A 25235-nucleotide genomic window follows, 5' to 3' on the forward strand; every position below is an offset into this window, starting at 1 on the left:
CGGACGGCCCGATGCCGCAGACCCGTGAGCACATCCTGCTGTCCCGTCAGGTGGGCGTACCCTACATCGTCGTCTTCCTGAACAAGGCCGACATGGTGGACGACCCCGAGCTGCTCGAGCTGGTGGAGATGGAAATCCGCGACCTGCTGTCCAGCTACGACTTCCCGGGCGACGACACTCCGATCATCGTGGGCTCTGCACTGAAGGCCCTCGAGGGCGACCAGTCCGAGATCGGCGTGAAGTCCGTTCTGCGCCTGCTGGAAGCTCTGGACACCTACATCCCCGAGCCGGAGCGTGCGGTGGATGGTGCCTTCCTGATGCCGGTGGAAGACGTCTTCTCCATCTCCGGTCGCGGCACCGTGGTCACTGGTCGTATCGAGCGCGGTGTGATCAAGGTCGGTGAAGAAGTCGAGATCGTCGGTATTCGTCCGACCGTCAAGACCACCGTCACCGGCGTTGAAATGTTCCGCAAGCTGCTGGACCAGGGTCAGGCGGGCGACAACGTCGGTCTGCTGCTGCGCGGCACCAAGCGCGACGAAGTCGAGCGCGGCCAGGTGCTGTGCAAGCCGGGCAGCGTCAAGCCGCACACCAAGTTCGAGTGTGAAGTGTACGTGCTGAGCAAGGACGAAGGTGGTCGTCACACCCCGTTCTTCAACAACTACCGTCCGCAGTTCTACTTCCGTACCACCGACGTGACCGGTGCGGTGCAGCTGCCGGAAGGGGTTGAGATGGTGATGCCGGGTGACAACGTGGCCATGACCGTCACCCTGATCAACCCGATCGCCATGGAAGAAGGCCTGCGTTTCGCGATCCGCGAAGGTGGCCGTACCGTCGGCGCCGGCGTTGTCTCCAAGATCATCGAGTAATTGAGCATGGCGAAGCAGACCATCCGTATCCGTCTGAAGTCGTTCGATCATCGCCTGATCGATCGTTCGGCCAGCGAGATTGTGGATTCCGCCAAGCGTAGCGGTGCGCGTGTGAAGGGGCCGATCCCCCTTCCCACTAAGACCGAGCGCTTCACGGTCCTTGTCTCCCCGCACGTCAACAAGGATGCGCGTGACCAGTACGAACTGCTGACGCACAAGCGCCTGCTGGAAATCGTGGATCCGACCGACAAGACGGTCGATGCACTGATGAAGCTGGATCTTGCTGCGGGCGTGGACGTACAGATCAAGCTTAACTAACAGAAAAAACTCTGTTATAGTGCGCGACTCGCTCGACCTGGAGGGTTAAGCCCCTCCGGGTCGATGCATTTTTTGTTGCATGAATTTTGGCTTGGCGCCGGTCAATCGTAATCGGCGCTGTAACGAGGAAAAAAACATGTCGCTAGGTGTTGTCGGTCGTAAGGTCGGCATGACCCGCGTCTTTGATGATGCGGGCGTGTCCGTCCCCGTCACCGTGATCGAGGTGGCACCCAACCGTGTGACCCAGGTGAAGACCATCGAAAACGATGGCTACACCGCCCTTCAGGTCACCACTGGTGTTCGTCGCGCGACCCGCGTGACCAGCGCCGCTGCCGGGCACTTTGCCAAGGCGGGCGTCGAGGCTGGTCGCGGTTTGTGGGAGTTTCGCGTCGATTCGGATGTGCTGTCCCAGTACGCCCCGGGGGCCGAGATCTCCGTCGATCTGTTCGCGGCCGGGCAGGCTGTGGATGTCACGGGTACCAGTATTGGTAAAGGTTTTGCCGGTACGGTGAAGCGTCACAACTTCCGTACCCAGGATGCCACCCATGGTAACTCCCGTTCGCACCGTGTGCCGGGTTCCATCGGTCAGCGCCAGACCCCGGGTCGTGTGTGGAAGAACAAGCGCATGGCGGGGCACATGGGTGATGAGCGCGTCACTGCGCAGAATCTGACTGTGGTTCGTGTGGATGTCGAGCGTGGTCTCCTGTTGGTCAAGGGGGCGGTTCCGGGCTCAGACGGTGGCGATCTGATCGTGCGTCCGTCCATCAAGGCGAAAGGGGCGAAGTAATGGAGATCAAACTTCAGAATGGTGGCTCCGTTCAGGTCGCTGATGGCGTCTTCGCCCGTGACTTCAACGAGGGTCTGGTGCATCAGGCGGTCGTGGCCTACATGGCGGCTGCTCGCGCCGGCACCAAGGCGCAGAAAACCCGTGCCGAAGTGCGTGGCGGCAACGTTAAGCCGTGGCGCCAGAAGGGCACCGGTCGTGCGCGTCACGGCTCGACCCGTACTCCGATCTGGCGTACCGGTGGCCGCGCCTTTGCGGCCCAGCCGCGTGATTACGAGCAGAAGATCAACCGCAAGGCCTATCGCGCGGCGATGAGCTCGATTTTCTCCGAGCTGGTGCGCCAGGGGCGTCTGGTTGTGGTTGATGCGATCGACGTCGAGGCGCCGAAGACCAAGCTTGTTGCCTCCATGCTCCAGGGTATGGGCCTGAAGGGCGTCACCCTGCTGGTTCCGGAGGTCGTGAGCGAAAACCTGTACCTCGCTGCCCGCAACCTGGGTGACGTGGGTGTGCTGGATCCGAGTGCGCTTGATCCTGTGAGCCTGGTGGGCTCGGATCAGGTGGTCATCACCGTGGGCGCACTGAAGATGGTTGAGGAGTGGCTGTCATGAATGCTGAGCGCATCCTGCAGGTCCTGCGTGCCCCGCACGTGACCGAAAAGGCTTCCCTGGTGAACGCCGTTGCCGGCCAGCACGTCTTCAAGGTTGCCACTGATGCAACCAAGCCGGAGATCAAGCAGGCCGTTGAAACCCTGTTCAAGGTCACTGTCGAGCAGGTCCGTGTGGTCAACGTCAAGCCCAAGCGCAAGCGCTTCCGTTTCAAGGAAGGCTCCCGCAAGGCCTGGAAAAAGGCCTACGTGAAGCTGGCTGCCGGTCAGACCATTGATTACGGCGTTGGCGCCTAAGCTTGCGAGGTTCGAAAGTCATGGCACTCAAGAAAGCAAAACCGACATCGCCGGGCCGTCGTGGCGCGGTGATGATCGACAAGTCCCACCTGTGGAAAGGGGCCCCCTGGGCCGCCCTGGTGGAGAAAAAGACCAAGACCGGCGGTCGTAACCACTTCGGTCGCATCACCACCCGTCACATCGGCGGTGGCCACAAGCAGCAGTACCGGATCATCGACTTCAAGCGCGACAAGGACGGTATTCCCGCGGTCGTCGAGCGTCTGGAGCACGATCCCAACCGTACGGCGCACATCGCGCTGCTGAAGTATGCCGACGGTGAGCGTCGTTACATTCTTGCGCCGAAAGGTGTGAGCGTGGGTGATGCGGTCGCCTCCGGTGTCGATGCGCCGATCAAGCCGGGCAATTGCATGCCGCTGCGCAACATGCCGGTCGGTTCCACCGTGCACGCCATCGAGCTCAAGCCGGGCCGTGGCGCCCAGCTGGCCCGCAGCGCCGGTGCATCGGCCCAGCTAGTCGCGCGTGAGGGCAGCTACGCCACCCTGCGCCTGCGTTCCGGTGAGATGCGCAAAGTGCACGTCGAGTGCCGCGCCACCCTGGGCGAAGTGAGCAACCACGAGCACAACCTGCGTAACTACGGTAAGGCGGGTGCCAAGCGTTGGCTGGGTGTGCGCCCGACCGTCCGTGGCGTGGTCATGAACCCGGTCGATCACCCGCACGGCGGTGGTGAGGGCCGTACCTCCGGTGGCCGTCATCCGGTCACCCCGTGGGGTATTCCGACCAAGGGTTACAAGACGCGCAACAACAAGCGTACTGACAAGTTCATCGTGCGTCGCCGCACGAAGTAATCGAGGGATTCCAAGGTGCCGCGTTCATTGAAAAAAGGTCCCTTCGTGGACCACCACCTTTTCAAGAAGGTTGAGGACGCCGTCCAGTCGGGCAACAAGCGTCCCATTAAAACCTGGTCCCGTCGCTCCATGATTCTGCCGAACATGGTGGGTCTGACCATTGCCGTACACAACGGCAAGCAGCATGTGCCGGTCCTGGTGACCGAGCAGATGGTGGGCCACAAGCTCGGTGAGTTCTCCCCCACGCGTACCTTCAAGGGCCACGTGGCGGACAAGAAGGCCAAGCGCTAAGGGGTGATGTGATGCAAGCTTATGCCGTACACAAATATGCGCATGTGTCGCCCCAAAAGGCCCGCCTGGTGGCGGACCTGGTGCGTGGCAAGCATGTCGCCGAGGCGCTGCAGATCCTCAAGTTCACCAACAAGAAGGCCGCTGGCCTGGTGCGCAAGGTGATCGAGTCCGCCATTGCCAATGCCGAACACAATGCCGGTGCCGATGTCGACGCCCTGCGCGTCGCCGCCATCTGCGTTGATGAAGGTCCCGTGATGAAGCGTCTGCACGCCCGTGCCAAGGGTCGTGCCAACCGCATCGTGAAGCGCACCAGTCACATCCGTGTGACGGTCGCCGAGAAATAAGGGAGTACTCGTTATGGGTCAGAAAGTACATCCGACGGGGTTCCGTCTCGGCGTATCCACGCAGTGGACATCCACCTGGTTCGCTGACAGCAAGTCGTTTCCGAAGTATCTCAACAACGACATCAAGGTCCGTGACTACCTCAAGAAGAAGCTTGCCCACGCCTCCGTGAGCAAGATCCAGATCGAGCGTCCGGCACGTTCCGCCTTCATTACCATTCACACTGCCCGTCCGGGGATCGTGATTGGCAAGAAGGGTGAGGACATCGAGCGCCTGCGCGCCGAAGTCGCCCCGATGCTGGGTCTGGACGTCGCCAATGTGAAGGTCAACGTCGAAGAGATCCGCAAGCCGGAGATGGACGCTCAGCTGGTGGCCGAGAGCATCACCCAGCAGCTCGAGAAGCGCATCATGTTCCGTCGCGCGATGAAGCGTGCTGCGCAGAACACCATGCGTCTTGGCGCCCAGGGCATCAAGATCATCATGTCCGGCCGTCTGGGGGGCGCGGAGATCGCGCGTACCGAGTGGATGCGCGAAGGGCGCGTGCCGCTGCACACCCTGCGTGCCGATATCGACTACGGCTTCGCCGAGGCGAAGACCACCTATGGTGTGATCGGCGTGAAGGTGCTGGTCTACAAGGGCGAGGTCTTTGGCGTCCAGGACGCGGCCGCAGCCAAGAAGGCCAAGGGCTGATTGAGGTTTAAGCCATGTTGATGCCAAAACGAACCAAATTCCGTAAGCAATTCAAGGGCAAGAACCGCGGCCTGGCGCAGAACGGCAACGAAGTCAGCTTCGGCGAGTTCGGTCTGAAGTCCATCGAGCGCGGCAACCTGACCTCCCGTCAGATTGAGGCCGCTCGTCGTGCCATCACCCGCCGCGTGAAGCGTGGCGGCAAGCTGTGGATTCGCGTGTTCCCGGACACCCCGATCACCCAGAAGCCGCTCGAGGTGCGTATGGGTAAGGGCAAGGGGAGCGTCGAGTACTGGGTGGCGAAGATCCAGCCCGGCAAGATGCTGTACGAAATCGAAGGTGTGACCGAGGAGATCGCGCGCGAGGCCTTCAGCCTGGCCGCCGCCAAGCTCCCGGTCAAGACCACCTTTGTGACCCGGACGGTGATGTGATGAATGTTAAAGAACTTCGTGGCAAGTCTGTGGACGAGCTGAATCAGGAACTCCTCGCGCTGCGCAAGGAGCAATTCAATCTGCGCATGCAGGCGGGCCTTTCCCAGGCCGTCAAGCCTCACCAGGTGCGCCAGGTGCGTCGCGACATCGCGCGCATCAAGATGGTGCTCGGCGAGAAGGCGGAGGGTTGATCATGACCGAAAATACCAAGCGAACCCTCACGGGAACCGTCGTAAGCGACAAGATGGACAAGTCCATCACTGTCCTGATCGAGCGTCGTGTCAAGCACCCGATCTACGGCAAGTACATGACCCGTTCCACCAAGCTGCACGTGCACGACGAGAACAACGAGTGCCGCACGGGTGACAAGGTGGAGATCGTCGAGTGCCGTCCGGTCTCCAAGACCAAGGCATGGAACCTGGTGCGCGTGATCGAACGCGCGACCGCAGGTTGAGGATAGATCCATGATTCAGATGCAAACCGTGCTGGATGCTGCTGACAACAGCGGCGCCAAGAAAGTGCAGTGTATCAAGGTGATCGGTGGCTCCCACCGCCGTTATGCTGGCGTGGGCGACATCATCAAGGTGAGCGTCAAGGACGCGATCCCGCGTGGCAAGGTCAAGAAGGGTGACGTGTACAACGCCGTCGTCGTGCGTACCGCCAAGGGCGTGCGCCGTCCCGACGGTTCCGTCATCCGCTTTGACGGCAATGCCGCCGTACTGCTGAACAACAAGCTCGAGCCCATCGGCACCCGTATCTTCGGACCGGTCACCCGCGAACTGCGTGGTGAGAAGTTCATGAAGATCGTGTCCCTGGCGCCTGAAGTGCTCTGAGCGGGGTGGCGATAGATGAATAAGATTCGCAAAGGTGACGAAATCATCGTCATCACCGGCAAGGACAAGGGCCGTCGCGGTACCGTCCTCAAGGTGGGGGCGGACAACCGCATCGTCGTGCAGGGCATCAACCTGGTGAAAAAGCACCAGAAACCCAACCCGATGGTCGGCATCCCCGGCGGCATCGTCGAGAAAGAGATGCCAATTGATATTTCCAATGTGATGCTGTTTAATCCCGCGACCCAAAAAGGGGACCGGGTGGGCTTCCGTACGCTGGACGACGGCCGCAAGGTCCGTTTCTTCAAGTCCAACGGCGAAGTCGTTGACGCATAAGGTGCGCCCCATGGCCAGACTTCAAGACTACTACCGCCAGACCGTTGTGAAGCAGCTTCAGGAGAAGCTGGGTATCACCAACGTCATGGCTGTTCCGCGCCTGGAGAAAATCACGCTCAATATGGGCCTGGGTGAATCCGCGCGCGACAAGAAAGTGATCGAAAACGCGGTCGCCGAGCTTGCCGCCATCACCGGCCAGAAGCCGGTGGTGACCTATGCACGCAAGTCCATCGCAGGGTTCAAGCTGCGTGAGGGCATGCCGCTCGGCGTCAAGGTGACGCTGCGCCGCGAGCGCATGTACGAATTCCTCGATCGCCTGATCTCCATCGCCACCCCCCGCATCCGTGACTTCCGCGGTCTGAACCCGAAGTCCTTCGACGGTCGCGGCAACTACAGCATGGGCGTGCGCGAGCAGATCATCTTCCCGGAAATCGATTACGACAAGATCGATGCCCTGCGCGGGATGGACATCACCATCACCACCTCCGCGCGTTCGGATGATCATGCCCGTGCGCTGCTCGAGGCTTTCGAATTCCCGTTCCGTCGCTGAGGGTTGAACGATGGCAAAGACTTCTATGCTGATGCGCGAGAAAAAGCGTCAACAGCTGGTTAATAAATACGCCGCCAAGCGTGCCGAGCTGAAGAAAATCATCGCCGACGAGTCGACCTCGTTCGAAGATCGCATGGCCGCCATGGCCAAGCTGAGCGCGCTTCCGCGCGACTCCAGCAAGTGCCGCCTGCGCAACCGCTGCGAGGTGACCGGTCGTCCGAAGGGTGTCTACCGCAAGTTCGGCCTCGCCCGCAACAAGCTGCGCGAACACGCCATGCGTGGCGAAGTTCCCGGCCTGCGCAAGGCCAGCTGGTAATCCGGAGAGCTAATACATGAGCATGAACGATCCGATCGCCGATATGCTGACCCGCGTGCGCAATGGTCAGGCGGCGCGCAAGGCCGAGGTAAGCATGCCGTCCTCCAAGCTCAAGCTGGCGATCTGCCAGGTGCTGAAGGACGAGGGCTACATCGCTGACTTCCAGGTCAGCGGCGATGTCCGCCCGGTGCTGACCATCAAGCTGAAATACTTCGAAGGCCGACCGGTCATCGATGCCATTCAGCGTGTCAGCCGTCCCGGCCTGCGCATCTTCCGTGGCGCCAATGAGCTGCCCAAGGTCCTGGGTGGCCTGGGTGTCGCCATCATCTCCACCTCCAAAGGCGTCATGACCGATCGTGCCGCCCGCGCCGGTGGTCATGGTGGCGAGGTGCTCTGCACCGTAAGCTAAGTCATTTAGGTAACAAGCAATGTCCCGAGTCGCTAAACAACCTATCACAGTGCCCAAAGGTGTCGAGGTGGTGCTGGATGGTCAGGTGCTGCGCGTAAAGGGCCCGAAAGGTGCCCAAGACCTCAGCATCAACCCGCAAGTCAAGGTCGAGCTGAACGACGGTGTTATCCAGTTCGCCCCTGCGAATGAGGCCGCGGCTTCCAACGCCCTTGCGGGAACCATGCGCGCGATTGCACAGAACATGGTGACCGGCGTAAGCGCTGGCTTCGAGCGTCGCCTTCAGCTGGTGGGCGTGGGCTACCGCGCCCAGGCGCAAGGCAACGTGCTGAACCTCGCCCTCGGCTACTCGCACCCGATCAACTACCAGCTCCCGGCCGGCGTCACCGCCGAGACTCCGTCGCAGACCGAGATCATCGTGCGCGGCATCGACAAGCAGGCCGTGGGCCAGGTCGCTGCGGAGATCCGTGGTTTCCGTCCGCCGGAGCCCTACAAGGGCAAGGGTGTCAAGTACGCGGATGAAACCATCCTGCGTAAGGAAGCGAAGAAGAAGTAAGGTGCCAGCATGAACGCCAAGAAAGAACAACGCTTGCGCCGTGCACGCCGCACCCGCGCAAAAATCAGCGAGCTCGGGATGCCGCGCCTTTGCATCTATCGCACCCCGCGCCATATCTACGCCCAGATCATCGCGGCTGATGGTTCGAGTGTGGTGGCAAGCGCCTCCACCGTCGCTGGGGATATCCGCAAGGCCGTGAATTACACCGGCAATGTGGATGCAGCCACTGCGGTGGGGCGTGCCATCGCCGAGAAGGCCAAGGCCGCGGGTGTCGAGAAGGTCGCCTTCGATCGCTCGGGTTTCAAATATCATGGTCGTGTCAAGGCGCTGGCTGAAGCCGCGCGTGAGCACGGTCTGCAGTTCTAAGAGGCATGACGATGAAGGTTGAAGCCGAAAACACCGCCACGGACGGCATGATCGAGAAGCTCGTCGCCGTCAATCGTGTATCCAAGACGGTCAAGGGTGGTCGTATTTTCTCCTTCACGGCGCTTACCGTGGTCGGTGATGGCAACGGGCGCGTGGGCTTTGGTTACGGCAAGGCGCGCGAAGTGCCGGCCGCAATTCAGAAGTCGCTGGAGAAGGCGCGTCGCAACATGTTCGATGTCGCCCTGAACGATGGCACCCTGCAGCACGAGACCAAGGGGCGTCACGGCGCGGCGAACGTGTTCATGAAGCCGGCCAGTGATGGTACCGGCCTGATCGCTGGTGGTGCGATGCGTGCCGTGTTCGAGGCTGTGGGCGTGCGTAACGTCCTGGCCAAGTGCGTGGGCACCCGCAACCAGATGAACATGATCCGTGCGACCATCAATGGCCTGCGCCAGATGGGCTCGCCCGAGCGCGTGGCTGCCAAGCGCGGCAAGCGCGTGGAAGATATCCTGGGATAATGTCATGAGCGAGAAAGCCAAACTCAAGGTCACGCTCGTCAAGAGCGTCGCCGGTCGCCTGGAGGCCCACAAGGCCTGCGTGCGCGGCCTTGGACTGCGTCGCATGCATCAGACGGTCGAAGTGATCGACACGCCTGAGAACCGCGGCATGATCAACAAGGTTTCTTACCTTCTGAGCGTGGAGGCCGTGTGACATGCGCCTGAATGATCTCAAGCCCGCAGAGGGCAGCAAGAAGGCACCGCGCCGTCTCGGTCGTGGCATCGGTTCCGGCCTTGGCAAGACGGGTGGCCGGGGTCACAAGGGCCAGCATTCCCGTACCGGTCATTTCAAGACCGGTTTCGAGGGTGGCCAGATGCCGATGCAGCGTCGTCTGCCGAAGGTCGGTTTCATCACCCAGAAGTCCCTGGTCAGCGCCGAGCTTCCGCTCTCCGCCCTGAACAAGGTCGCTGGTGATGAGGTGACGCTGGAGTCTCTGAAGGCAGCCGGTCTCGTTCGCCGTGATGTTCTCTACGTCAAGGTCGTGCTGTCTGGCTCCATCGCTAAGGCTGTGACCCTGAAGGGCATCAAGGCGACGAAGGGCGCCGTTGAGGCCATCACCGCCGCTGGTGGTCGGGTGGAGTAACACGTGTCGCGAACCGCAGGCATCACTGCGCTGGCTGGAGCCGGTAAGCTTACCGAGCTCCGCCAGCGCATTTTTTTCGTCCTGGGCGCACTGGTCGTGTTCCGCATCGGAACCTTCATTTCCCTGCCGGGCATTGATGTCCATGTCATGGAAGCGTTGTTTGACCAGGCGCGCGGGTCCATTCTGGACATGTTCAACATGTTCTCGGGGGGCGCGCTTTCACGGATGTCCATCTTTGCACTCGGTGTGATGCCGTATATCTCGGCCTCCATCATTGTGCAGTTGCTCACCGTTGTCGTGCCGCGCCTCGAGCAGTTGAAGAAAGAGGGAGATGCAGGGCGTCGCAAGATCACCCAGTACACCCGCTACGGCACCTTGGTCTTGGCGCTGTTCCAGGCCATTGGCGTTGCCATTGCGCTTCAGGGACAGCAGGTGAATGGCCAGGGGCTGGTCATCAATCCCGGCTATGGCTTCCTCGTGACCGCGACAGTGACCCTGGTCACCGGCACCATGCTGCTGGTTTGGCTGGGGGAGCAGATCACCGAGCGGGGTATCGGTAACGGTATTTCGCTGATCATCTTCGCGGGTATCGTAGCCGGTCTTCCTTCCGCGATTGGCGGCACCTTCGAGTTGGTGCGCACCGGCGAAATGAACCTTTTGGTTCTTTTCCTGTTGGTGGCGATGGCCGTTGTGGTGACGGGCTTCGTGATCTTCGTCGAGCGCGGCCAGCGCCGGATCACGGTCAACTACGCCAAGCGGCAGCAGGGGGGGCAGATGGTCGGTGGTCAAACGTCCCACCTGCCGCTCAAGCTGAACATGGCTGGCGTCATTCCGCCGATCTTCGCCTCGAGCATCATCCTGTTCCCGGCCACGCTGGGTGACTGGTTCGGGCGCTCCGAGGGCATGGGGTGGCTGAAGGACATTGCGTCCACACTGTCACCTGGCCAGCCCCTGTACGTGATGCTCTATGCTGCGGCGATCATGTTCTTTGCCTTCTTCTACACCGCGCTGGTCTTCAATGCGCGTGAGACTGCAGACAACCTGAAGCGTTCGGGGGCATTCGTCCCTGGCATCCGCCCTGGCGAGCACACAGCCCGTTACATCGACGGCGTGCTGACCCGGCTGACCTTCTGGGGTGCTATCTATATCACCCTCGTCTGTCTCCTGCCGGAGTTCCTGATCCTGTACTGGAATGTCCCGTTCTACTTCGGTGGCACGTCCCTGCTGATCATCGTCGTGGTGCTGATGGATTTCATGGCCCAGGTTCAGGCCCACCTCATGTCTCATCAGTATGAGGGGTTGATGCGCAAGGCTCACTTGCGCGGGCTGGGTGGGCTCGGCGGCCGCTGACGGCAGACTTAACTTAACCTATTGAATTAATGAGGCGCGGCGACTATACTCCCGCGCTTCCCGTTTTTCCTGGGGGAAAAATCATGGCACGTATCGCTGGTATTAACATTCCGGTGAACAAGCACACTGTCATTGCACTGACCTCGATCTATGGCATCGGTCCCACCCGCGCCAAAGAGATCTGTGCCAAGGCGGGCGTGCGTCCCGAGGCAAAGGTTCGCGATCTGGCGGAAGCCGAGGTCGAGGCCCTGCGCGCCGAGGTGGCAAAGTTCACCGTTGAAGGTGACCTGCGCCGCGAAGTCTCCATGAGCATCAAGCGTTTGATGGACATGGGGTGCTATCGTGGTCTGCGTCATCGTCGCGGTCTTCCGGTGCGCGGTCAGCGTACCAAGACCAATGCGCGTACCCGTAAGGGCCCGCGTCGCCCGGTCAAGAAGTGATCCGGGCTGAATACTTCTGATCACAGAGTAGGATTACATGGCTAAAGCATCGGCTCAGTCGCGCAAGAAGGTGAAGAAGGTCGTCACTGACGGTCTGGCTCACGTTCACGCGTCGTTCAATAACACCATCATCACCATCACGGATCGTCAGGGTAACACCCTGTCCTGGGCGACCTCCGGTGGCTCCGGCTTCCGTGGCTCCCGTAAGAGCACCCCGTTCGCGGCTCAGGTCGCTGCGGAGCGTGCGGGCGAGGCCGCCAAGGCCTACGGCCTGAAGAACCTGGATGTCCTCGTCAAGGGGCCGGGGCCGGGTCGCGAGTCCGCGGTGCGCGCCCTGAACAACGTGGGTTACAAGATCGGCAGCATCACTGATGTTACCCCGATCCCCCACAACGGCTGCCGTCCCCCCAAGCGCCGTCGCGTGTGATGGAGTATTGATCAATGGCACGTTATATCGGTCCCAAGTGCAAACTGAGCCGTCGCGAAGGCACGGATCTGTTCCTCAAGTCCGGCGTTCGCGCGCTGGACAGCAAGTGTCATCTGGATCGTGCGCCCGGCATGCATGGTGCTGCCGCCCGCCGTCCGAAGATGTCCGACTACGCCCTGCAGCTGCGTGAGAAGCAGAAGCTTCGCCGTATCTACGGTGTGCTGGAGCGTCAGTTCCGCAACTACTACAAGAAGGCCTCGGGTCTGAAGGGCTCCACGGGTGAAAATCTGCTGCGTCTCCTTGAATCGCGCCTCGACAATGTCGTCTATCGCATGGGCTTTGCAGCCACCCGCGCCGAAGCGCGTCAGCTGGTAAGCCACAAGGCGATCTCCGTCAATGGTCAGGCGGTCAACGTGCCGTCCTATCAGGTCCGTCCTGAGGATGTCATTGCGGTGCGTGAAAAGGCGCGCAAGCAGCAGCGTATCCAGGACTCCATCGAGATCGCTGCCCAGCGTGGCGGTGCCCCGGAGTGGATGACTGTCGACGCCTCTAAGTTTGAGGGTGTCTTCAAGCGTCTTCCTGACCGTGCCGACCTGCCTGCCGACATCAACGAGTCGCTGGTAGTCGAGCTTTATTCCAAGTAATCCTGGGGTCCAGCCTCATGCAGGACAAAATGAACGAACTGTTGAAGCCGCGCACAATCCAGGTGCAAGCCCACAGCCCGCGCCAGGCGCGGGTTGTGCTGGAGCCCCTGGAGCGTGGTTTCGGCCATACGTTGGGCAACGCCCTGCGCCGCATCCTGCTGTCTTCGATTCCGGGTGCTGCGGTCACGGAAGTCGAGATCGAAGGTGTCGTACACGAGTACACCGCGCTCGAAGGGGTTCAGGAAGACGTCATCGAGATCCTTCTCAACCTCAAGGGGTTGTCCATTGCGCTGCATGGCCGCGATGAGGCCACCCTCAGCGTGCGCAAGCAGGGTCCTGGCGTGGTCACCGCGGCCGATCTCAAGGGAGATGCTGCGATCGAGATCCTGAATCCGGATCATGTGATTGCCCATCTGAACAAGGAGGGGGCGCTCAACATGACCCTGCGGGTCGAGCGTGGCCGTGGTTATGTCCCGGCCTCTCAGCGTCGCTCCGAAGGTGAGGAGACTGCCTCCATCGGTCGTCTGCGTGTCGACGCATCCTTCTCGCCGGTGCGCAAGGTGGCCTATGCCGTCGAGCGTGCCCGTGTTGAGCAGCGCACCGACCTCGACTCCCTGGTGCTCGACATCGAGACCAACGGGGCAGTCTCGCCTGAAGATGCGATCCGCAAGGCGGCGGGTATCCTGCAGGACCAGCTGGCCGTCTTCATCGACCTGAAGGCCGAGAGTGTCGAGCGCCCCGCGGTGCGCGAGAGCGGCATCGATCCGGTCCTTCTGCGTCCGGTCGATGACCTCGAGCTGACCGTTCGTTCTGCGAACTGCCTGAAGGCCGAGAACATCTATTTCATCGGTGACCTGATCCAGCGTACCGAGATCGAACTGCTCAAGACCCCGAATCTGGGCAAGAAGTCTCTGACCGAGATCAAGGACGTGCTCGCCAAGCATGGTCTTTCTCTCGGTGTGAAGCTGGAAAACTGGCCGCCGGCCGAACTCCAAAACCTCTCCGACAAGTCCGCCTGATCAGGGCGGAAGTCTGCTGAAGGAATACGATAATGCGTCACCGTAATATTGGTCGTCAGCTGAGCCGCGATGCCGAGCATCGCAACCTCATGCTGCGCAACATGACCAACTCGCTGTTCAAGCACGAGGTCATCCGTACCACCCTGCCCAAGGCCAAGGAGCTGCGTCGCATCGCCGAGCCGCTGATCACCCTGGCCAAGGCAGACAGCGTTGCCAACCGCCGCCTGGCGTTTGCCCGCACCCGTGACAACGACGTGGTCGGCAAGCTGTTCACCGACCTGGGGCCGCGCTTCAAGAGCCGCCCGGGTGGTTACATCCGCATCCTCAAGTGTGGTTTCCGCGCTGGCGACAATGCCCCGATGGCCTACGTCGAGCTTGTTGATCGTCCGGTTGCGGCTGAGGCTGCTGCTGAGTAATCCATCGCTCTCGGCCTCCGCTTGCTGAGGCCTGAGTATAAGAAAGCCGGGTATTCCCGGCTTTTTTTGCGTTTGGTCTTGGGGAGTCGGCAGGCATAAAAAAACCGGCCAGAGGCCGGTTTCTTCATGTGCGCTTACAGCTCGATCAGGCCATGGCCTTGATGTTGCTGTTCAGGCGGCTCTTCGCGCGCGCTGCGGTGTTCTTGTGCAGGATGCCCTTGTTCACCATGCTGTCGATGACCGGCTGGGCTTCCTTGTAAGCGGCTTGGGCGGCGGCCTTGTCGCCGCTCCAGATCGCCTTCAGGGTCTTCTTAATGAAGGTGCGAACCCGCGAGCGCAAGGCGACGTTGCGGGCGCGATTCTTCTCATTTTGACGAATGCGCTTCTTGGCTGATGCGTTGTTGGCCACGGGGGCTCTCCTAAGAATTCGGGATTGAACAAATCGAGGCGGTGCATTATCCGGTTATTGACAGGCATGTCAAATGCAGGATGCTGCATGCGGAGTTGGTCTGCGATACAGTGCCTGGATGAATGGTCCTCTGACTCGCGTTCGTGTTGCCGTTGCGGCCCCGGTCGATGGCACGTTCGATTATGTGGTGCCCAGTGAGGCCGAGGCAGCATGCTGTGTCCCCGGTGGGCGTGTTGAGGTCCCGTTCGGCGCGGGGCGGCGGATGGGCGTGGTCGTCGAGCAGTTAGGGGACGAGGAGTGCGCGGTCGAGACGCTGAAGGAGGTGCTGCGCATTCTTGACGATCGTCCTGCCCTGGGTGCGGCTGAGTTGCGCCTTGGGGCTTGGCTTGCGTCCTACTACCACGCGCCCTTGGGCGAGGTGCTTGCCCTGATGCTCCCCTCAGCCTTGCGTGATGGCGGCACACTTGATGTGCCTGTCGCCATGGGGTGGCGTCTTGCCGAGGGGGCCCCCGCTGTGCTGCCACGCGCACCGCGCCAGAATGCGGCGTTGCAGCGGCTGCGGGAGGCCGGGGGGGCGCTCCCGGATGAGGCCCTGCGTGCCCACGCCGCGGCCCTCCGTACCCTTGCCGCACGTGGCTGGGTTGAGCGGGTGGAGGTCGCGGCGGGGAGGGGGCGGGAGGAGCCGCACGTTCCTGCCCATGACGTGGTGCTCAATGCGGCCCAGGTCGAGGCCCATCGGGCCGTACGGGATGGCCTCGGCTCCTTCGCGCCTTTCCTTTTGTATGGCATCACCGGCAGCGGAAAGACCGAAGTCTTTCTCGCTGCCATGGATGACGTGCTGGCCGAGGGGGGGCAGGTGCTGGTCCTTGTGCCCGAGATCGCTCTGACGCCCCAATTGGTGGCTCGCTTCAGCGCGCGGCTGGGTGGTGGCTTGGTCGTGTTTCATTCCGGTATGACCGATCGGGCGCGTCGGGATGCCTGGCTCATGGCCCGTGACGGCCGCGTGCGGGTGGTGCTGGGGACACGTTCTGCCGTGTTTATCCCCCTGCCGCGCCTCGGGCTGATCGTGGTCGATGAGGAGCATGACGCCTCCTACAAACAGCAGGAAGGGATGCGTTACCATGCGCGCGACGTGGCCGTGGTGCGCGCCAGCCAGTGTGGCGTCCCGATCGTTCTCGGCTCGGCCACCCCGTCGCTCGAGACCCTGCACAATGCAAGGCAGGGGCGCTACCGTCTGTTGCGTCTGGACGCCCGTGCCGCGGGAGCGGTCCCGCCGCGTCTCGAACTGCTCGACGTCCGGCGCCGCCCCATGCGCGAGGGTCTGTCCGCCCCGCTGATCGATCGCATGCGCGGACACCTCATGGCGGGGGGGCAGGTCCTGCTGTTCCTCAACCGGCGCGGCTATGCCCCGGCCCTGACCTGCCATGCCTGCGGTCACGTCGAGCACTGTCGCCAATGCAGTGCGCCGATGATCGTGCATCGTGCACACGGCCGGCTGGTCTGCCACCACTGCGGTGCCGAGCGGCCGTTGCCGGCGCATTGTTCCGCCTGCGGCTCGGCGGAGCTGGAGATGCAGGGGGTGGGCACCGAGCGGTTGGAGATGGCCCTGCAGGGGCTGTTTCCTGAGTTCCCGATCGAGCGTATCGACCGCGACACGACCCGGCGCAAAGGCGCGCTCGAGGGCAAGCTCGCACGCGCACGGAGCGGTGAAGCACGCATCCTGCTCGGTACGCAGATGCTGGCCAAGGGGCACGATTTTCCGGGGGTGACCCTGGCGGTGGTGCTGGATGCCGATCGGGGACTGTTCAGCAGCGATTTCCGCGCCCCCGAGCGGCTGGTGCAACTGATCGTGCAGGTGGCCGGGCGGGCCGGGCGGGCTGAACGCCCGGGCGAGGTGCTGATTCAGACCCACCAGCCCGACCATCCTCTGCTGCAGGCCCTGCTGCGTGGGGGCTTCGATGCCTGCGCCGAGGCTCTGCTGCACGAGCGCCGCCTGGCGGCTCTGCCGCCCTTTGCCCATCTGGCCTTGCTGCGCGCCGAGGCGCGGGGTGCCGAGCGTGCCCGCGCGCTGCTCGAACGGGTCGCGGCCTGGCTTGCTGAGATCCGTGCCGGAGTGGTCGCCCACGGTCCAGCTACGGCACCCCTCGAACGTCGGGCTGGGCGCTTCAGGTACCAGCTGTTGTTGTCGGCCCCCCGCCGCGATCAGCTTCACCCGCTGCTGGATCGCCTGCTGTCCGAGCTGCGCACTTGGCCCGAGGGGCGGGGCGTGCGCTGGTCGCTGGATGTCGATCCTCAGGATATGGGCTAAAAAGGTACCATGGGACTCCACGCCAGGCGTCCGGCTGGTTAGAATGACCGATTGCATTCAGTCCTTGTGGGTAGATCCGTGAAAGAACAGCTTGAAAGCCTCCTGTCCCGTGCGCTGGATACCTTGCGTGCCGAGGGGCTGGGCCTGCCGGATGTCGTCGCCCCCCAGGTCTCCCGTGCCAAGGACCGTGCGCATGGTGACTTCGCCTCCAACATCGCCATGCAACTGGCCAAGCCAGCGGGCTTGCCTCCTCGCGTATTCGCCGAGCGCCTGATCGCCGCCTTGCCGCAGGCTGCCCTGCTGGAGAAAGTTGAAATTGCCGGCCCGGGCTTCATCAACTTCTACGTGCGCGAGTCGGCCGTCTTCGACGTGGTCCGCCAGGCGCTGAAGGCCGGCGAGGCCTTTGGCCGCTCCGCGCATGGTGCCGGCCGCAAGGTCATGGTCGAGTTCGTCTCCGCCAACCCGACCGGCCCGCTGCATGTCGGCCATGGTCGCGGCGCGGCCTACGGCGCGGCAGTGGCCGACCTGTTGGCAGCGGTCGGCTATGACGTGCACCGCGAGTACTACGTCAACGACGCCGGCCGCCAGATGCACATCCTCGCCACCTCCATCTGGCTGCGCTATCTGGAGTTGTGCGGTGCCCGCTTCGCCTTCCCCTCCAACGGCTACAAATCGACCGGCTACATCTACGACATTGCGCGCAAACTGCATGCCGAGCATGGCGAGGCTTATGCCGTGTCGATCGAGCAGGTCTTCGAGGGCGTGCCCCCGGACGAGCCGCAGGGTGGCGACAAGGAGTTGCACATCGATGCCCTGATCGCCCGCGCGCAGGAGCTGCTGGGCGACGTGCGCTATCGCTACGTGTTCGACCTTGGCCTGAATGACATCCTCGATGACATCCGCGACGACCTCGGGGGTTTCGGCGTGCGCTTCGAGCACTGGTACTCCGAGCGCGGACTGGCCGAGCGCGGGGCGGTCAACCGCGCCATCGAGCAGCTGCGCGAGCGCGGTCACATCTACGAGCAGGAGGGGGCCCTGTGGTTCCGCTCCACCGACTTCGGGGATGAGAAGGACCGCGTGGTGCAGCGCGCCAACGGCCAGATCACCTATTTCGCCTCCGACATCGCCTACCATCTCGAGAAGTACGAGCGTGGCTTTGAGCGCATGATCGACGTCTGGGGCGCCGATCACCACGGCTATGTGCCTCGCGTGAAGGCGGCCCTGACCGCGCTCGGGTATGACGCCAGCAAGCTCGACGTCTTGCTGGTGCAGTTCGCCATTCTCTACCGCGGCGGTGAGCGGGCGCAGATGTCCACCCGCTCCGGCGAGTTCGTCACCCTGCGCGATCTGCGCGCGGAGGTGGGCTCGGATGCCGCCCGCTTCTTCTATGTCATGCGCAAGAGCGAGCAGCACCTGGACTTCGACCTCGACCTCGCCAAGAGCCAGTCGAACGACAACCCGCTGTACTACATCCAGTATGCCCATGCCCGCGTGTGCAGCGTGATGCGTCAGCTGCAAGCCAAGGGCCTGGCGCATGACCGCGCACGCGGTGAGGCGGCGGTGGCGTGCCTGAACCTTCCGGCCGAGGCCGAGCTCGCCCGTCAGATCGGTCAGTTCCCCGAACTGGTGCTGCGCGCCGCCCAGGCCTGTGAGCCGCACCAACTGGTGCACTACCTGCGCGAACTGGCTGGCCAGTTCCATGCCTACTACAACGGCCACCAGTTCCTGGTCGATGACGCGGAGCTGCGCGATGCGCGCCTGAACCTGATCCTCGCCGTGCGCCAGGTACTCGCCAACGGCCTGGGGCTGTTGGGCGTGTCTGCGCCTGAGAGCATGTAAGCGGAGGGCAGGGCGATGGCGCGTGCCAAGCAGGCCAGTCGCCGGCGCTCGCCGGCCCGCCCCGCGGTGCCGCGTGCACTCTGGGTGATGGTCGGGGCGGTCGTCGTCCTGTTCGCTGCCCTGCTGGCGTGGCTGGGCACGCGCGAGCCGCAGCCAGAGACGGTGTCGCAGAGCGTGCCGGCCAAGGAATCCGCGCCTCCCGCAGCACAACAGCAGGAGGCTCGCGCGGTGGCTAAGCCACCGGCCAAGGAGGTGGTGCCGCCTCCGCCGCGCTATGAGTTCTACAACATGCTGCCGGCGCAGAAGGTCGAGGTGCCCCCCCCGCCTCCAGCCGCGGTCCAGGCCCCTGCCGCCAGCACCCCGCCCGCGGACATGCCCCCCGTCGCCGCCCCCCCTCCCGCACCCGATGCAGCCGTCCCCGCGCCGTCGGCGGCGAGCACGACCCGTTACGAACTGCAGGTCGGGTCCTTCCGACGGTACGAGGAGGCCGACCGGCGCAAGGCCGAGCTTGCCATGTTGGGCTTTGCCTCCACCATCCAGTCCGCGAACGTCAGCGGCGAGACCTGGCATCGGGTCAAGATCGGCCCCTTGCCCGAGGCTGAGGCGCGCAAGGCACGCGATCGTCTCAAGGCCGTCGGCATGAACCCCCTGCTGGTCAAGCAGGGCGGCTAGCTGAAGCGGTAGTGTTTAAGCACCGGCTCGTGGACATCCCAAACACATGACATCCCGGCCGGGAAGGTGACCAGCTCGCCCGCCCGGATCTCCACCGGCACGCCATCCTCCGGTGTCACCGTCACCCGCCCCTCGATCAGGTAGCAGGTCTCGTTCGTGTCGTAGGTCCAGGGGAAGCGCGACACACCCGTCCCCCAGGTCGGCCAGCGGTCGATCCCCATGCGGCGGCATTCCTCCAAGTCGATCGGTCGTTTCTGGATCGTCTTTCCCATCATCGCTCCTTCATCAAAACTCCATGCGAAGGTAACACGCCCGTGGCGCAATGAGCCCGAACTGACCCTCGGGGGCGCCCCATGCTGAGCTACCGTAGCGTGTTCATCTCCGATCTCCATCTCGGCACCCGCGATGCCAAGGTGGATTACCTGATCGACTTCCTCACCCATGTGCGCTGCGAGCGTCTCTATCTCGTCGGCGACGTCCTCGACGTGTGGCGCCTGCGCTCGGGCGGCTGGCGCTGGCCGCGCATCAAGCACGAACTGATCCAGTTGCTGCTGCGGCGCGTGCAGGAGGGGGTGGAGATCATCTACGTGCCGGGCAACCACGATGAAGCCGTGCGCCTGCTCGGGGCGGGCGAGGCCTTCGGTGTGCGCATCCTGCCGGAGGTGATTCATGAGGGGGCCGACGGCCGGCGCTGGCTGGTTGTGCACGGCGATGGTTTCGATGCGGTGTTGCACTGCGATCCGCTCATGCGCCGGGTGGGGGACATCGGCTACGAGGCGCTGATGCGTCTTGCGCGCCTGATCCACGGTGCGCGCCGTCTGTTGGGGCTGCCCTACTGGTCCTTGGCGGCGCATGTGAAGGGGCGGCTGAAAGATGCCATGCGCTACGTCGAACAGTACGAGGCGGCCGCCCATACCCACGCGCGCGAGCACGGTTTCGACGGCATCATCAGCGGCCATATCCATCACGCCTGCCTGCGCGAGTGGGACGGGGTGACCTATGCCAACTGTGGCGACTGGGTGGAGAACTGCACGGCCTTGGCCGAGGATGCGACCGGGCAACTGCATCTGCTGCACTGGGCGCGCGACCATCTGGAGCTGCTGGATGGGGTCAAGGAGCTGGCGCGGGTGAAGGCCGCCTCTCCGCAGCTGGGGTGAGCCTGGGGCTACTTGAGCCCCATCTTCGCCAGGCGGTAGCGCAACTGACGCAGGGTCAACCCGAGCGCCTCGGCCGTGCGGGTCCGGTTCCAGCGGTGGGCCTCGAGGGCCTGCAGGATGGTGGCCCCCTCTTCATCCGTCCTCGGCGCGGGGGGGAGGGCGGAGGAAGGTTCGTTGGCGCCTTCCGGGGCCGGGGGGAAGGAGAGATCCCCGGCATGGATGACCGCACCTTCCCCGAGCGCGACTGCGCGTTCGAGGATGTTCTCCAGCTCGCGCACGTTCCCCGGGAAGTCATACCCCTGCAGTCGCCGCAGCGCATCCTCGCCGAGCTGGCGCGGCGGTTGCCCGTCGCGCTCGGCCAGTCGGCGCAGGATGTCGCGGGCGAGGGCTGGGATGTCCTCCGGGTGCTCGCGCAGGGCGGGGGCGTTGAGCTGGATCACGTTCAGGCGGTAGAACAGGTCCTGGCGGAACCCACCGTCCTGCACGCGGCGGGCGAGGTCCTTATGCGAGGCCGAGACGATGCGCACGTCCACCGCCTCCTCGCGCGTCGCCCCCACCGGGCGCACCGCGCGCTCCTGCAGGGCGCGCAGCAGCTTCACCTGCACCGGCAGCGGCAGGTCGGCCACTTCATCGAGGAACAGGGTGCCGCCGTGGGCGGCCTGAAACAGGCCCTGCTTGTCGCTCGTGGCCCCGGTGAAGCTACCCTTGCGGTGACCGAACAGTTCGCTCTCCATCAGCTCCGCCGGAATGGCGCCGCAATTGATCGGCACGAAGGGCTTGCCCGCGCGCGGGCCGAGGTCGTGGATCAGGCGCGCGATCACCTCCTTGCCAGTGCCTGACTCGCCCTGAATGAAGACCGGGGCCTGGCTGCGGGCTACCTTGGCAATCTGCGCCCGGAGCTGGCGCATCACCGGGGTCTCGCCGATCAGGCGGTCACCGCCTTCGGTGGCCGGGGCGCCCCCCACCGGGGGCGCAGGTGGCGTGGTGTCAGCAGGCAGGGGAGGAAGGCGGAGTGCGGTTTCCACCATCGCCCGCAGGCGCTCGAGGTCCAACGGTTTGTTGACGAAGTCGAAGGCACCGGCCTTGAGCGCGTCGATCGCGCTCTGCATGTCGCCGTGTGCGGTGATGATCGCGACCGGCAGGCCGGGGTGATGCTGCTGAATGTGGCGGACCAGCATCAGGCCGTCGCCATCCGGCAGGCGCAGGTCGGTCAGGCAGAAGTCGAAACGCTCCTGACCCAGGGCCGACAGGGCCTCCTGCACGCTTGCGGCCGGGCGGGTCTCGACTCCCATGCGGCCGAGGCTGATGGCGAGCAGGGTGAGGATGTCCGGTTCATCATCGACGATCAGCGCTCGGGGCATGGCGGCAGGCGTGGGGGCGGTCATTCCATGAACTCCTGGCGTGGAAAGCTGAGGCGGAAGCGGCTTCCGCCTTGCTCCGCGGCATGATAGTGGAGGCCGAGCTGGTTGGCCTCCGCCAGCTCCCGCGCCACGAACAGGCCCAGACCATGGCCTTGGGCGCTGGTGGTGAAGAAGGGCTCGAACAGGTGTTCCTGCACCTCGGGCGCTACGCCCGGGCCGCGGTCCACGACATCCAGAACGGGCAGGCGGCGGGGCCCTTGGCGGTGGGTCTCGATGCGCACGAACCGCTCGCCGGAGGGGGCTCGCCCATGCTGGAGTGCGTTGTCGAGCAAAATGGTCAGGATCTGCTCGAGGTGTCCCGTATCGACGCGCACGTTCATGTCGGCATCAGTCGCGAGCTCGATTTGCGGGGCCTCGTCCTCGTGCAACTGGCGGTAATGGCGGAGGAAGTCCTCCAGCCAGGGGCCGAGCGCCACCGGCTCGGGGTGGGCGAGCTTGCGTCGGGAGGTGGCGAGCACGTTCTCGACGATGCGGTCGATGCGCGCCACCTGCTTGCGGATGATGTCGAGCAGCTGCCTCTCCTGCACATCATGCAGGCCTTCCTCGAGGAGCTGGCCGGCATGGCCGATGGCGCTCAAGGGGTTGCGGATCTCGTGGGCGATGCTCGCGGTCAGCCGTCCCAGCGCGGCCAGTTTGGCTTGCTGAAGCTGCTCCATCAGACTCGCATCATCCTCGAGGAACAGGGCAACGGGGCCGTGGGGCGAGGCGTCGAGGGGGGTGATGCGCACCTGCAGCCGCTCGGGTTGTTCGATGCGGAAGGTGGCCTGCCCGTCCTCCGGCTGCTGGCGCCAGGCCCGTAGCGCCTCCAGCAGTTCCGGATTGATCTCGGTCAGCGGCTTGCGCCGTTCGGCGGTATCCAGCCAGGGATTCCGTCCCACCGGCATGGTCTCGGCTTCTCCCTGAGGTGGTGCCGCGGGCGGAGTCTCGCAGTGCAACAGGCGCAGGGCGGCCCGGTTGGCATGGCGGGCGAAGTCGTCGCCATCCACGATCAGCACCCCTTCGTCGGTGCGCTCCAGGATCAGCCGGTTGAGCTGCGTCTCGTTGGCGAGGTCGACGCCGCGCTGCTCGGCGAGCCGTTGGCTCGCCTCCAGGCGGCGGGCGAGGGTGCGGGCGAGGATGGCCACCGCGAACAGGGCCATGCCGATCACGCCGGCATGGGTGAACAGCACGTCGGCGCGCCCGTCGTTCCGGGCTTGCAGGGAGGCCAGGATGAGCAGCCAGACGCTGGCGAGGGCAGCGAAGGCCAGCGACTCGCGCCCGCCAAGCAACAGGCTGGCATAGGCGACGTTGGCCACCATCAGGATATGGATGTTTTCGTGGGACGTGCCTTGGGAGAAGCCGAGCAGGCCGAGAGCCAGGATGTCGATGGCCAGGCCAAGCTGCAGGCGCAAGGCGTAGCCCCCCAGGCGCAGCTCGTCCAGGGTCAGCAGCACGAAAGCGGCCAGCCCGTAGGCCGCGGTGATGAGCATGAACGGGTCGGCGCGCGGCAGCGTAAGAGGGTCGGTCTCGCCCAAGAAGGTGTGGATGGCCATCAGCAGGGCGGCGAGGGTCAGGCGGTAGGCGTTGAAGAAGCGCAGGGCGCGCCAACTGGGGGCGGGGGTGCCCTGGCCCTCGCCGAAGGTCAGGTCACTGCGTTCAGCCGTGCTCATCGGGGATGACGCTCCTGCCATCGGTGCGCATGCTGGGCCGAGCAGAAGGCCCTCCCGTTCAGCCGCACGGATTCCTTCTCGGGCAGCACCAGTCCGCACTCGGCGCAGCGCACGGTGCGGATGGGGGAGGCTGGGGGCGCCTGCGGCGGGCTTGCGCAAGCGTCGCGCGGCGGGCGTCCGCGGGTGCGTCGCCAGCGATAGAACAGGACGGCGCCGAGGATCAGGCTGAGCAGGATGACGTAGCGCATGGGCTAAATGTACTCCAGCTGATCGGCGTTGTCCCCGCTGCCCGATTCCATCAAAATGTCACGTTCATTCGAAATCACTCCTGTAAGGCGGAATGCGCGATGAATCTGCACGAATATCAGGCCAAGGCCCTGCTGCGTGAGGCGGGGGTGACGGTGCCCGAAGGGCGTGTGATCCGCGCGATCGAGGATGTGGATGCGGCGCTCGATGCCCTGGGCGAGGGGCCCTGGGTGATGAAGGTGCAGGTGCACGCCGGTGGGCGCGGCAAGGCGGGCGGGGTGCGCGTGGTGCGTAGCCTCGATGAGGCCAAATCCTTTGCCGATGGCTGGTTGGGGCGCCGCCTGGTCACCCTCCAGACCGGCCCCGCCGGCCTGCCGGTCGAGACGCTCTACCTCGAACCCGCCACCGCGATTGCGCGCGAGCTCTACCTGAGCCTGATCATCGACCGCGCCACCTCGAAGGTGACCTTCATCGCCTCCGACGCGGGCGGCATGGACATCGAGGAGGTCGCAGCGAAGACCCCCGAGCGCATCCATGCCCTGAGCGTGCACCCCGCCGCGGGGCTGATGCCGTTTCATGCGCGCAGGCTTGCCTTTGCCCTCGGCCTCGAAGGCGCGCAGGCCAAGGCCTTCGGCCAGATGCTCAAGGGCCTGTACGAGGTCTTCACCCGCAAGGACGCGAGCATGCTTGAGGTCAACCCGCTGGCGGTGACCGAGGCGGGCGAGCTGCTCGCCCTGGACGCCAAGTTCGTGCTCGATGACAACGCCGGCTTCCGTCAGAGCGCCATCCTCGAGATGCGCGACGAGGCCCAGGAAGACCCGCGCGAGCGCGAGGCGGTCAAGCACGGCCTCAACTACGTCACCCTCGACGGCGACATCGCCTGCATGGTGAACGGCGCGGGCCTCGCCATGGCGACCATGGACCTCATCCAGCTCGAGGGCGGCAGGCCGGCCAACTTCCTTGACGTGGGCGGCGGCGCGACTGCCGAGCGCGTGGCCGAGGCGTTCAAGCTGATCCTCTCGGATGGCAAGGTGCGCGCCATCCTCATCAACATCTTTGGTGGCATCGTGCGCTGCGACCTGATCGCCGAAGGCATCCTGCAGGCGGTGCGCGAGGTGGACCTGCGGCTGCCTCTGGTGGTGCGCCTGGAAGGCACCAACGCCGAGCAGGGCCGCGCCCTGCTGGCGCAGTCCGGCCTCACCATCATCGCCGAGACCGATTTGACCCGTGCCGCGCAGGCGGCCGTCCGCGCGGCCCAAGGGGAGATCTGAC

38 protein-coding genes are annotated in these 25235 nt (G+C 64.1%); 33 read left to right on the plus strand and 5 right to left on the minus strand.

Features of this window, described 5'->3' with window-relative positions:
• The 28 genes from tuf to rplQ form a co-directional block, all read left to right on the plus strand.
• Positions 1 to 866: elongation factor Tu (gene tuf / locus V6D91_RS07875; RefSeq protein ID WP_347319319.1), on the plus strand; the 866-nt coding region annotated here is incomplete at its 5' end.
• Between the two features lie 6 nt (positions 867 to 872).
• Complete coding sequence (gene rpsJ, locus V6D91_RS07880; protein ID WP_347319321.1) at positions 873 to 1184, plus strand: 30S ribosomal protein S10; 312 nt, start codon at positions 873 to 875, stop codon at positions 1182 to 1184.
• A 136-nt stretch (positions 1185 to 1320) separates the two neighbouring features.
• Entirely contained in the window at positions 1321 to 1971 is a 651-nt protein-coding gene (gene rplC, locus V6D91_RS07885) for a 50S ribosomal protein L3 (protein ID WP_347319323.1), read from the plus strand.
• The gene (rplD, locus tag V6D91_RS07890) at positions 1971 to 2576 is read left to right on the plus strand and encodes a 50S ribosomal protein L4 (protein WP_347319325.1); all 606 of its coding nucleotides are present in this window, start codon (positions 1971 to 1973) and stop codon (positions 2574 to 2576) included. The genes rplC and rplD overlap by 1 nt, the downstream gene beginning before the upstream one ends.
• A complete protein-coding gene (rplW, locus tag V6D91_RS07895) occupies positions 2573 to 2869 on the plus strand; it encodes a 50S ribosomal protein L23 (RefSeq protein WP_347319327.1) in 297 nt (98 codons plus the stop codon). Before rplD ends, rplW begins: the two co-directional genes overlap by 4 nt.
• A gap of 20 nt (positions 2870 to 2889) precedes the next feature.
• Positions 2890 to 3714, plus strand: a complete 825-nt coding sequence (gene rplB / locus V6D91_RS07900) for a 50S ribosomal protein L2 (protein WP_347319328.1) — start codon at positions 2890 to 2892, stop codon at positions 3712 to 3714.
• A gap of 15 nt (positions 3715 to 3729) precedes the next feature.
• A complete protein-coding gene (gene rpsS, locus V6D91_RS07905) occupies positions 3730 to 4005 on the plus strand; it encodes a 30S ribosomal protein S19 (protein ID WP_347319329.1) in 276 nt (91 codons plus the stop codon).
• An 11-nt stretch (positions 4006 to 4016) separates the two neighbouring features.
• Positions 4017 to 4349 (plus strand): 50S ribosomal protein L22, encoded by a 333-nt coding sequence (gene rplV / locus V6D91_RS07910; protein WP_347319330.1) that lies wholly within the window; start codon positions 4017 to 4019, stop codon positions 4347 to 4349.
• 13 nt (positions 4350 to 4362) lie between these two features.
• Positions 4363 to 5037, plus strand: coding sequence for a 30S ribosomal protein S3 (rpsC, locus tag V6D91_RS07915; RefSeq protein WP_347319331.1), 675 nt, complete (start codon positions 4363 to 4365; stop codon positions 5035 to 5037).
• 14 nt (positions 5038 to 5051) lie between these two features.
• Complete coding sequence (gene rplP / locus V6D91_RS07920) at positions 5052 to 5465, plus strand: 50S ribosomal protein L16 (RefSeq protein ID WP_347319332.1); 414 nt, start codon at positions 5052 to 5054, stop codon at positions 5463 to 5465.
• Positions 5465 to 5656, plus strand: a complete 192-nt coding sequence (gene rpmC, locus V6D91_RS07925) for a 50S ribosomal protein L29 (RefSeq protein WP_347319333.1) — start codon at positions 5465 to 5467, stop codon at positions 5654 to 5656. Before rplP ends, rpmC begins: the two co-directional genes overlap by 1 nt.
• A 2-nt stretch (positions 5657 to 5658) precedes the next feature.
• Complete coding sequence (gene rpsQ / locus V6D91_RS07930) at positions 5659 to 5919, plus strand: 30S ribosomal protein S17 (RefSeq protein ID WP_347319334.1); 261 nt, start codon at positions 5659 to 5661, stop codon at positions 5917 to 5919.
• A 10-nt stretch (positions 5920 to 5929) separates the two neighbouring features.
• Complete coding sequence (gene rplN, locus V6D91_RS07935) at positions 5930 to 6298, plus strand: 50S ribosomal protein L14 (RefSeq protein WP_347319335.1); 369 nt, start codon at positions 5930 to 5932, stop codon at positions 6296 to 6298.
• A gap of 15 nt (positions 6299 to 6313) precedes the next feature.
• Positions 6314 to 6631: a 50S ribosomal protein L24 gene (gene rplX, locus V6D91_RS07940; RefSeq protein ID WP_347319337.1), complete on the plus strand. Its 318-nt coding sequence runs from the start codon at positions 6314 to 6316 to the stop codon at positions 6629 to 6631.
• Positions 6632 to 6641: 10 nt separating this feature from the next.
• Entirely contained in the window at positions 6642 to 7181 is a 540-nt protein-coding gene (rplE, locus tag V6D91_RS07945) for a 50S ribosomal protein L5 (protein ID WP_347319338.1), read from the plus strand.
• A gap of 10 nt (positions 7182 to 7191) precedes the next feature.
• Positions 7192 to 7497: a 30S ribosomal protein S14 gene (gene rpsN, locus V6D91_RS07950; RefSeq protein WP_347319340.1), complete on the plus strand. Its 306-nt coding sequence runs from the start codon at positions 7192 to 7194 to the stop codon at positions 7495 to 7497.
• A gap of 16 nt (positions 7498 to 7513) precedes the next feature.
• On the plus strand, positions 7514 to 7906 hold the full coding sequence (rpsH, locus tag V6D91_RS07955) for a 30S ribosomal protein S8 (RefSeq protein ID WP_347319342.1): 393 nt from the start codon (positions 7514 to 7516) through the stop codon (positions 7904 to 7906).
• 19 nt (positions 7907 to 7925) lie between these two features.
• On the plus strand, positions 7926 to 8459 hold the full coding sequence (gene rplF, locus V6D91_RS07960) for a 50S ribosomal protein L6 (RefSeq protein WP_347319344.1): 534 nt from the start codon (positions 7926 to 7928) through the stop codon (positions 8457 to 8459).
• A 9-nt stretch (positions 8460 to 8468) separates the two neighbouring features.
• The gene (rplR, locus tag V6D91_RS07965) at positions 8469 to 8825 is read left to right on the plus strand and encodes a 50S ribosomal protein L18 (RefSeq protein ID WP_347319346.1); all 357 of its coding nucleotides are present in this window, start codon (positions 8469 to 8471) and stop codon (positions 8823 to 8825) included.
• Between the two features lie 11 nt (positions 8826 to 8836).
• The gene (rpsE, locus tag V6D91_RS07970; protein WP_347319347.1) at positions 8837 to 9343 is read left to right on the plus strand and encodes a 30S ribosomal protein S5; all 507 of its coding nucleotides are present in this window, start codon (positions 8837 to 8839) and stop codon (positions 9341 to 9343) included.
• A 4-nt stretch (positions 9344 to 9347) separates the two neighbouring features.
• On the plus strand, positions 9348 to 9536 hold the full coding sequence (gene rpmD, locus V6D91_RS07975; protein WP_347319349.1) for a 50S ribosomal protein L30: 189 nt from the start codon (positions 9348 to 9350) through the stop codon (positions 9534 to 9536).
• 1 nt (position 9537) lies between these two features.
• Complete coding sequence (gene rplO / locus V6D91_RS07980; protein WP_347319351.1) at positions 9538 to 9966, plus strand: 50S ribosomal protein L15; 429 nt, start codon at positions 9538 to 9540, stop codon at positions 9964 to 9966.
• Between the two features lie 3 nt (positions 9967 to 9969).
• A complete protein-coding gene (gene secY, locus V6D91_RS07985; RefSeq protein WP_347319353.1) occupies positions 9970 to 11316 on the plus strand; it encodes a preprotein translocase subunit SecY in 1347 nt (448 codons plus the stop codon).
• A gap of 83 nt (positions 11317 to 11399) precedes the next feature.
• Entirely contained in the window at positions 11400 to 11756 is a 357-nt protein-coding gene (gene rpsM / locus V6D91_RS07990; protein ID WP_347319355.1) for a 30S ribosomal protein S13, read from the plus strand.
• A 37-nt stretch (positions 11757 to 11793) separates the two neighbouring features.
• Positions 11794 to 12183 (plus strand): 30S ribosomal protein S11, encoded by a 390-nt coding sequence (gene rpsK / locus V6D91_RS07995; RefSeq protein WP_347319356.1) that lies wholly within the window; start codon positions 11794 to 11796, stop codon positions 12181 to 12183.
• Between the two features lie 14 nt (positions 12184 to 12197).
• Positions 12198 to 12827 (plus strand): 30S ribosomal protein S4, encoded by a 630-nt coding sequence (gene rpsD / locus V6D91_RS08000; RefSeq protein WP_347319358.1) that lies wholly within the window; start codon positions 12198 to 12200, stop codon positions 12825 to 12827.
• Between the two features lie 17 nt (positions 12828 to 12844).
• Complete coding sequence (gene rpoA, locus V6D91_RS08005) at positions 12845 to 13846, plus strand: DNA-directed RNA polymerase subunit alpha (RefSeq protein ID WP_347319360.1); 1002 nt, start codon at positions 12845 to 12847, stop codon at positions 13844 to 13846.
• 32 nt (positions 13847 to 13878) lie between these two features.
• Positions 13879 to 14262 (plus strand): 50S ribosomal protein L17, encoded by a 384-nt coding sequence (gene rplQ / locus V6D91_RS08010; RefSeq protein WP_347319362.1) that lies wholly within the window; start codon positions 13879 to 13881, stop codon positions 14260 to 14262.
• Positions 14263 to 14407: 145 nt separating this feature from the next.
• Here the strand turns inward: rplQ and rpsT are convergent, their stop codons facing one another.
• Positions 14408 to 14671, minus strand: coding sequence for a 30S ribosomal protein S20 (gene rpsT / locus V6D91_RS08015; protein ID WP_347319364.1), 264 nt, complete (start codon positions 14669 to 14671; stop codon positions 14408 to 14410).
• 118 nt (positions 14672 to 14789) lie between these two features.
• Here rpsT and V6D91_RS08020 point away from each other — a divergent pair, with 118 nt between their 5' ends.
• The 3 genes from V6D91_RS08020 to V6D91_RS08030 all read left to right on the plus strand — a co-directional run bounded on the left by V6D91_RS08020 (position 14790) and on the right by V6D91_RS08030 (position 19490).
• Positions 14790 to 16979, plus strand: a complete 2190-nt coding sequence (locus V6D91_RS08020) for a primosomal protein N' (protein ID WP_347319366.1) — start codon at positions 14790 to 14792, stop codon at positions 16977 to 16979.
• Positions 16980 to 17057: 78 nt separating this feature from the next.
• The gene (gene argS, locus V6D91_RS08025; protein WP_347319368.1) at positions 17058 to 18818 is read left to right on the plus strand and encodes an arginine--tRNA ligase; all 1761 of its coding nucleotides are present in this window, start codon (positions 17058 to 17060) and stop codon (positions 18816 to 18818) included.
• A 15-nt stretch (positions 18819 to 18833) separates the two neighbouring features.
• Entirely contained in the window at positions 18834 to 19490 is a 657-nt protein-coding gene (locus V6D91_RS08030) for an SPOR domain-containing protein (protein WP_347319370.1), read from the plus strand.
• Here the strand turns inward: V6D91_RS08030 and V6D91_RS08035 are convergent.
• Positions 19487 to 19711 carry a cupin domain-containing protein gene (locus V6D91_RS08035; RefSeq protein ID WP_347319721.1) on the minus strand — a complete coding sequence of 75 codons (225 nt, stop codon included), beginning with the start codon at positions 19709 to 19711 and terminating at the stop codon, positions 19487 to 19489. The genes V6D91_RS08030 and V6D91_RS08035 overlap by 4 nt on opposite strands.
• Before the next feature lie 132 nt (positions 19712 to 19843).
• Between V6D91_RS08035 and V6D91_RS08040 the strand changes: the two genes are divergently transcribed.
• Entirely contained in the window at positions 19844 to 20647 is an 804-nt protein-coding gene (locus tag V6D91_RS08040; protein ID WP_347319372.1) for a UDP-2,3-diacylglucosamine diphosphatase, read from the plus strand.
• An 8-nt stretch (positions 20648 to 20655) separates the two neighbouring features.
• On the opposite strand, the gene V6D91_RS08045 is transcribed toward V6D91_RS08040, so the two are convergent.
• From V6D91_RS08045 to V6D91_RS08055, 3 genes are read right to left on the minus strand one after another with little or no spacing between them, the layout of a single operon-like run.
• A complete protein-coding gene (locus tag V6D91_RS08045; protein ID WP_347319374.1) occupies positions 20656 to 22032 on the minus strand; it encodes a sigma-54 dependent transcriptional regulator in 1377 nt (458 codons plus the stop codon).
• A complete protein-coding gene (locus V6D91_RS08050; protein WP_347319376.1) occupies positions 22029 to 23717 on the minus strand; it encodes an ATP-binding protein in 1689 nt (562 codons plus the stop codon). The genes V6D91_RS08045 and V6D91_RS08050 overlap by 4 nt, the downstream gene beginning before the upstream one ends.
• Positions 23714 to 23965, minus strand: coding sequence for a PP0621 family protein (locus tag V6D91_RS08055; RefSeq protein ID WP_347319378.1), 252 nt, complete (start codon positions 23963 to 23965; stop codon positions 23714 to 23716). Before V6D91_RS08055 ends, V6D91_RS08050 begins: the two co-directional genes overlap by 4 nt.
• Before the next feature lie 99 nt (positions 23966 to 24064).
• Between V6D91_RS08055 and sucC the strand changes: the two genes are divergently transcribed.
• Positions 24065 to 25234: an ADP-forming succinate--CoA ligase subunit beta gene (sucC, locus tag V6D91_RS08060; protein WP_347319380.1), complete on the plus strand. Its 1170-nt coding sequence runs from the start codon at positions 24065 to 24067 to the stop codon at positions 25232 to 25234.
• Position 25235: the final 1 nt, after the last annotated feature.

The sequence above is a fragment of the Thiofaba sp. EF100 genome (assembly GCF_039822285.1).
In the GTDB taxonomy this organism is placed as follows: Bacteria; Pseudomonadota; Gammaproteobacteria; order Halothiobacillales; family Halothiobacillaceae; genus Thiofaba.

What these genes read in the sequence shown, in the direction of transcription:
- V6D91_RS08020 (WP_347319366.1), top strand. Translation starts at nt 14,790, where the DNA reads ATGAATGGTCCTCTGACTCGCGTTCGTGTTGCCGTTGCGGCCCCGGTC.
- sucC (WP_347319380.1), top strand. Translation starts at nt 24,065, where the DNA reads ATGAATCTGCACGAATATCAGGCCAAGGCCCTGCTGCGTGAGGCGGGG.
- V6D91_RS08030 (WP_347319370.1), top strand. Translation starts at nt 18,834, where the DNA reads ATGGCGCGTGCCAAGCAGGCCAGTCGCCGGCGCTCGCCGGCCCGCCCC.
- V6D91_RS08035 (WP_347319721.1), bottom strand. Translation starts at nt 19,711, where the DNA reads ATGGGGATCGACCGCTGGCCGACCTGGGGGACGGGTGTGTCGCGCTTC.
- rplE (WP_347319338.1), top strand. Translation starts at nt 6,642, where the DNA reads ATGGCCAGACTTCAAGACTACTACCGCCAGACCGTTGTGAAGCAGCTT.
- rplX (WP_347319337.1), top strand. Translation starts at nt 6,314, where the DNA reads ATGAATAAGATTCGCAAAGGTGACGAAATCATCGTCATCACCGGCAAG.
- V6D91_RS08055 (WP_347319378.1), bottom strand. Translation starts at nt 23,965, where the DNA reads ATGCGCTACGTCATCCTGCTCAGCCTGATCCTCGGCGCCGTCCTGTTC.
- rpmC (WP_347319333.1), top strand. Translation starts at nt 5,465, where the DNA reads ATGAATGTTAAAGAACTTCGTGGCAAGTCTGTGGACGAGCTGAATCAG.
- rpmD (WP_347319349.1), top strand. Translation starts at nt 9,348, where the DNA reads ATGAGCGAGAAAGCCAAACTCAAGGTCACGCTCGTCAAGAGCGTCGCC.
- rplV (WP_347319330.1), top strand. Translation starts at nt 4,017, where the DNA reads ATGCAAGCTTATGCCGTACACAAATATGCGCATGTGTCGCCCCAAAAG.
- rpoA (WP_347319360.1), top strand. Translation starts at nt 12,845, where the DNA reads ATGCAGGACAAAATGAACGAACTGTTGAAGCCGCGCACAATCCAGGTG.
- rpsH (WP_347319342.1), top strand. Translation starts at nt 7,514, where the DNA reads ATGAGCATGAACGATCCGATCGCCGATATGCTGACCCGCGTGCGCAAT.
- rplB (WP_347319328.1), top strand. Translation starts at nt 2,890, where the DNA reads ATGGCACTCAAGAAAGCAAAACCGACATCGCCGGGCCGTCGTGGCGCG.
- rpsJ (WP_347319321.1), top strand. Translation starts at nt 873, where the DNA reads ATGGCGAAGCAGACCATCCGTATCCGTCTGAAGTCGTTCGATCATCGC.
- rpsC (WP_347319331.1), top strand. Translation starts at nt 4,363, where the DNA reads ATGGGTCAGAAAGTACATCCGACGGGGTTCCGTCTCGGCGTATCCACG.
- rpsK (WP_347319356.1), top strand. Translation starts at nt 11,794, where the DNA reads ATGGCTAAAGCATCGGCTCAGTCGCGCAAGAAGGTGAAGAAGGTCGTC.
- rplN (WP_347319335.1), top strand. Translation starts at nt 5,930, where the DNA reads ATGATTCAGATGCAAACCGTGCTGGATGCTGCTGACAACAGCGGCGCC.
- rplW (WP_347319327.1), top strand. Translation starts at nt 2,573, where the DNA reads ATGAATGCTGAGCGCATCCTGCAGGTCCTGCGTGCCCCGCACGTGACC.
- rpsN (WP_347319340.1), top strand. Translation starts at nt 7,192, where the DNA reads ATGGCAAAGACTTCTATGCTGATGCGCGAGAAAAAGCGTCAACAGCTG.
- rplO (WP_347319351.1), top strand. Translation starts at nt 9,538, where the DNA reads ATGCGCCTGAATGATCTCAAGCCCGCAGAGGGCAGCAAGAAGGCACCG.
- rplF (WP_347319344.1), top strand. Translation starts at nt 7,926, where the DNA reads ATGTCCCGAGTCGCTAAACAACCTATCACAGTGCCCAAAGGTGTCGAG.
- rplC (WP_347319323.1), top strand. Translation starts at nt 1,321, where the DNA reads ATGTCGCTAGGTGTTGTCGGTCGTAAGGTCGGCATGACCCGCGTCTTT.
- rplD (WP_347319325.1), top strand. Translation starts at nt 1,971, where the DNA reads ATGGAGATCAAACTTCAGAATGGTGGCTCCGTTCAGGTCGCTGATGGC.
- rplP (WP_347319332.1), top strand. Translation starts at nt 5,052, where the DNA reads ATGTTGATGCCAAAACGAACCAAATTCCGTAAGCAATTCAAGGGCAAG.
- rpsD (WP_347319358.1), top strand. Translation starts at nt 12,198, where the DNA reads ATGGCACGTTATATCGGTCCCAAGTGCAAACTGAGCCGTCGCGAAGGC.
- V6D91_RS08040 (WP_347319372.1), top strand. Translation starts at nt 19,844, where the DNA reads ATGCTGAGCTACCGTAGCGTGTTCATCTCCGATCTCCATCTCGGCACC.
- rplR (WP_347319346.1), top strand. Translation starts at nt 8,469, where the DNA reads ATGAACGCCAAGAAAGAACAACGCTTGCGCCGTGCACGCCGCACCCGC.
- rpsQ (WP_347319334.1), top strand. Translation starts at nt 5,659, where the DNA reads ATGACCGAAAATACCAAGCGAACCCTCACGGGAACCGTCGTAAGCGAC.
- rpsM (WP_347319355.1), top strand. Translation starts at nt 11,400, where the DNA reads ATGGCACGTATCGCTGGTATTAACATTCCGGTGAACAAGCACACTGTC.
- rpsE (WP_347319347.1), top strand. Translation starts at nt 8,837, where the DNA reads ATGAAGGTTGAAGCCGAAAACACCGCCACGGACGGCATGATCGAGAAG.
- rplQ (WP_347319362.1), top strand. Translation starts at nt 13,879, where the DNA reads ATGCGTCACCGTAATATTGGTCGTCAGCTGAGCCGCGATGCCGAGCAT.
- V6D91_RS08050 (WP_347319376.1), bottom strand. Translation starts at nt 23,717, where the DNA reads ATGAGCACGGCTGAACGCAGTGACCTGACCTTCGGCGAGGGCCAGGGC.
- V6D91_RS08045 (WP_347319374.1), bottom strand. Translation starts at nt 22,032, where the DNA reads ATGACCGCCCCCACGCCTGCCGCCATGCCCCGAGCGCTGATCGTCGAT.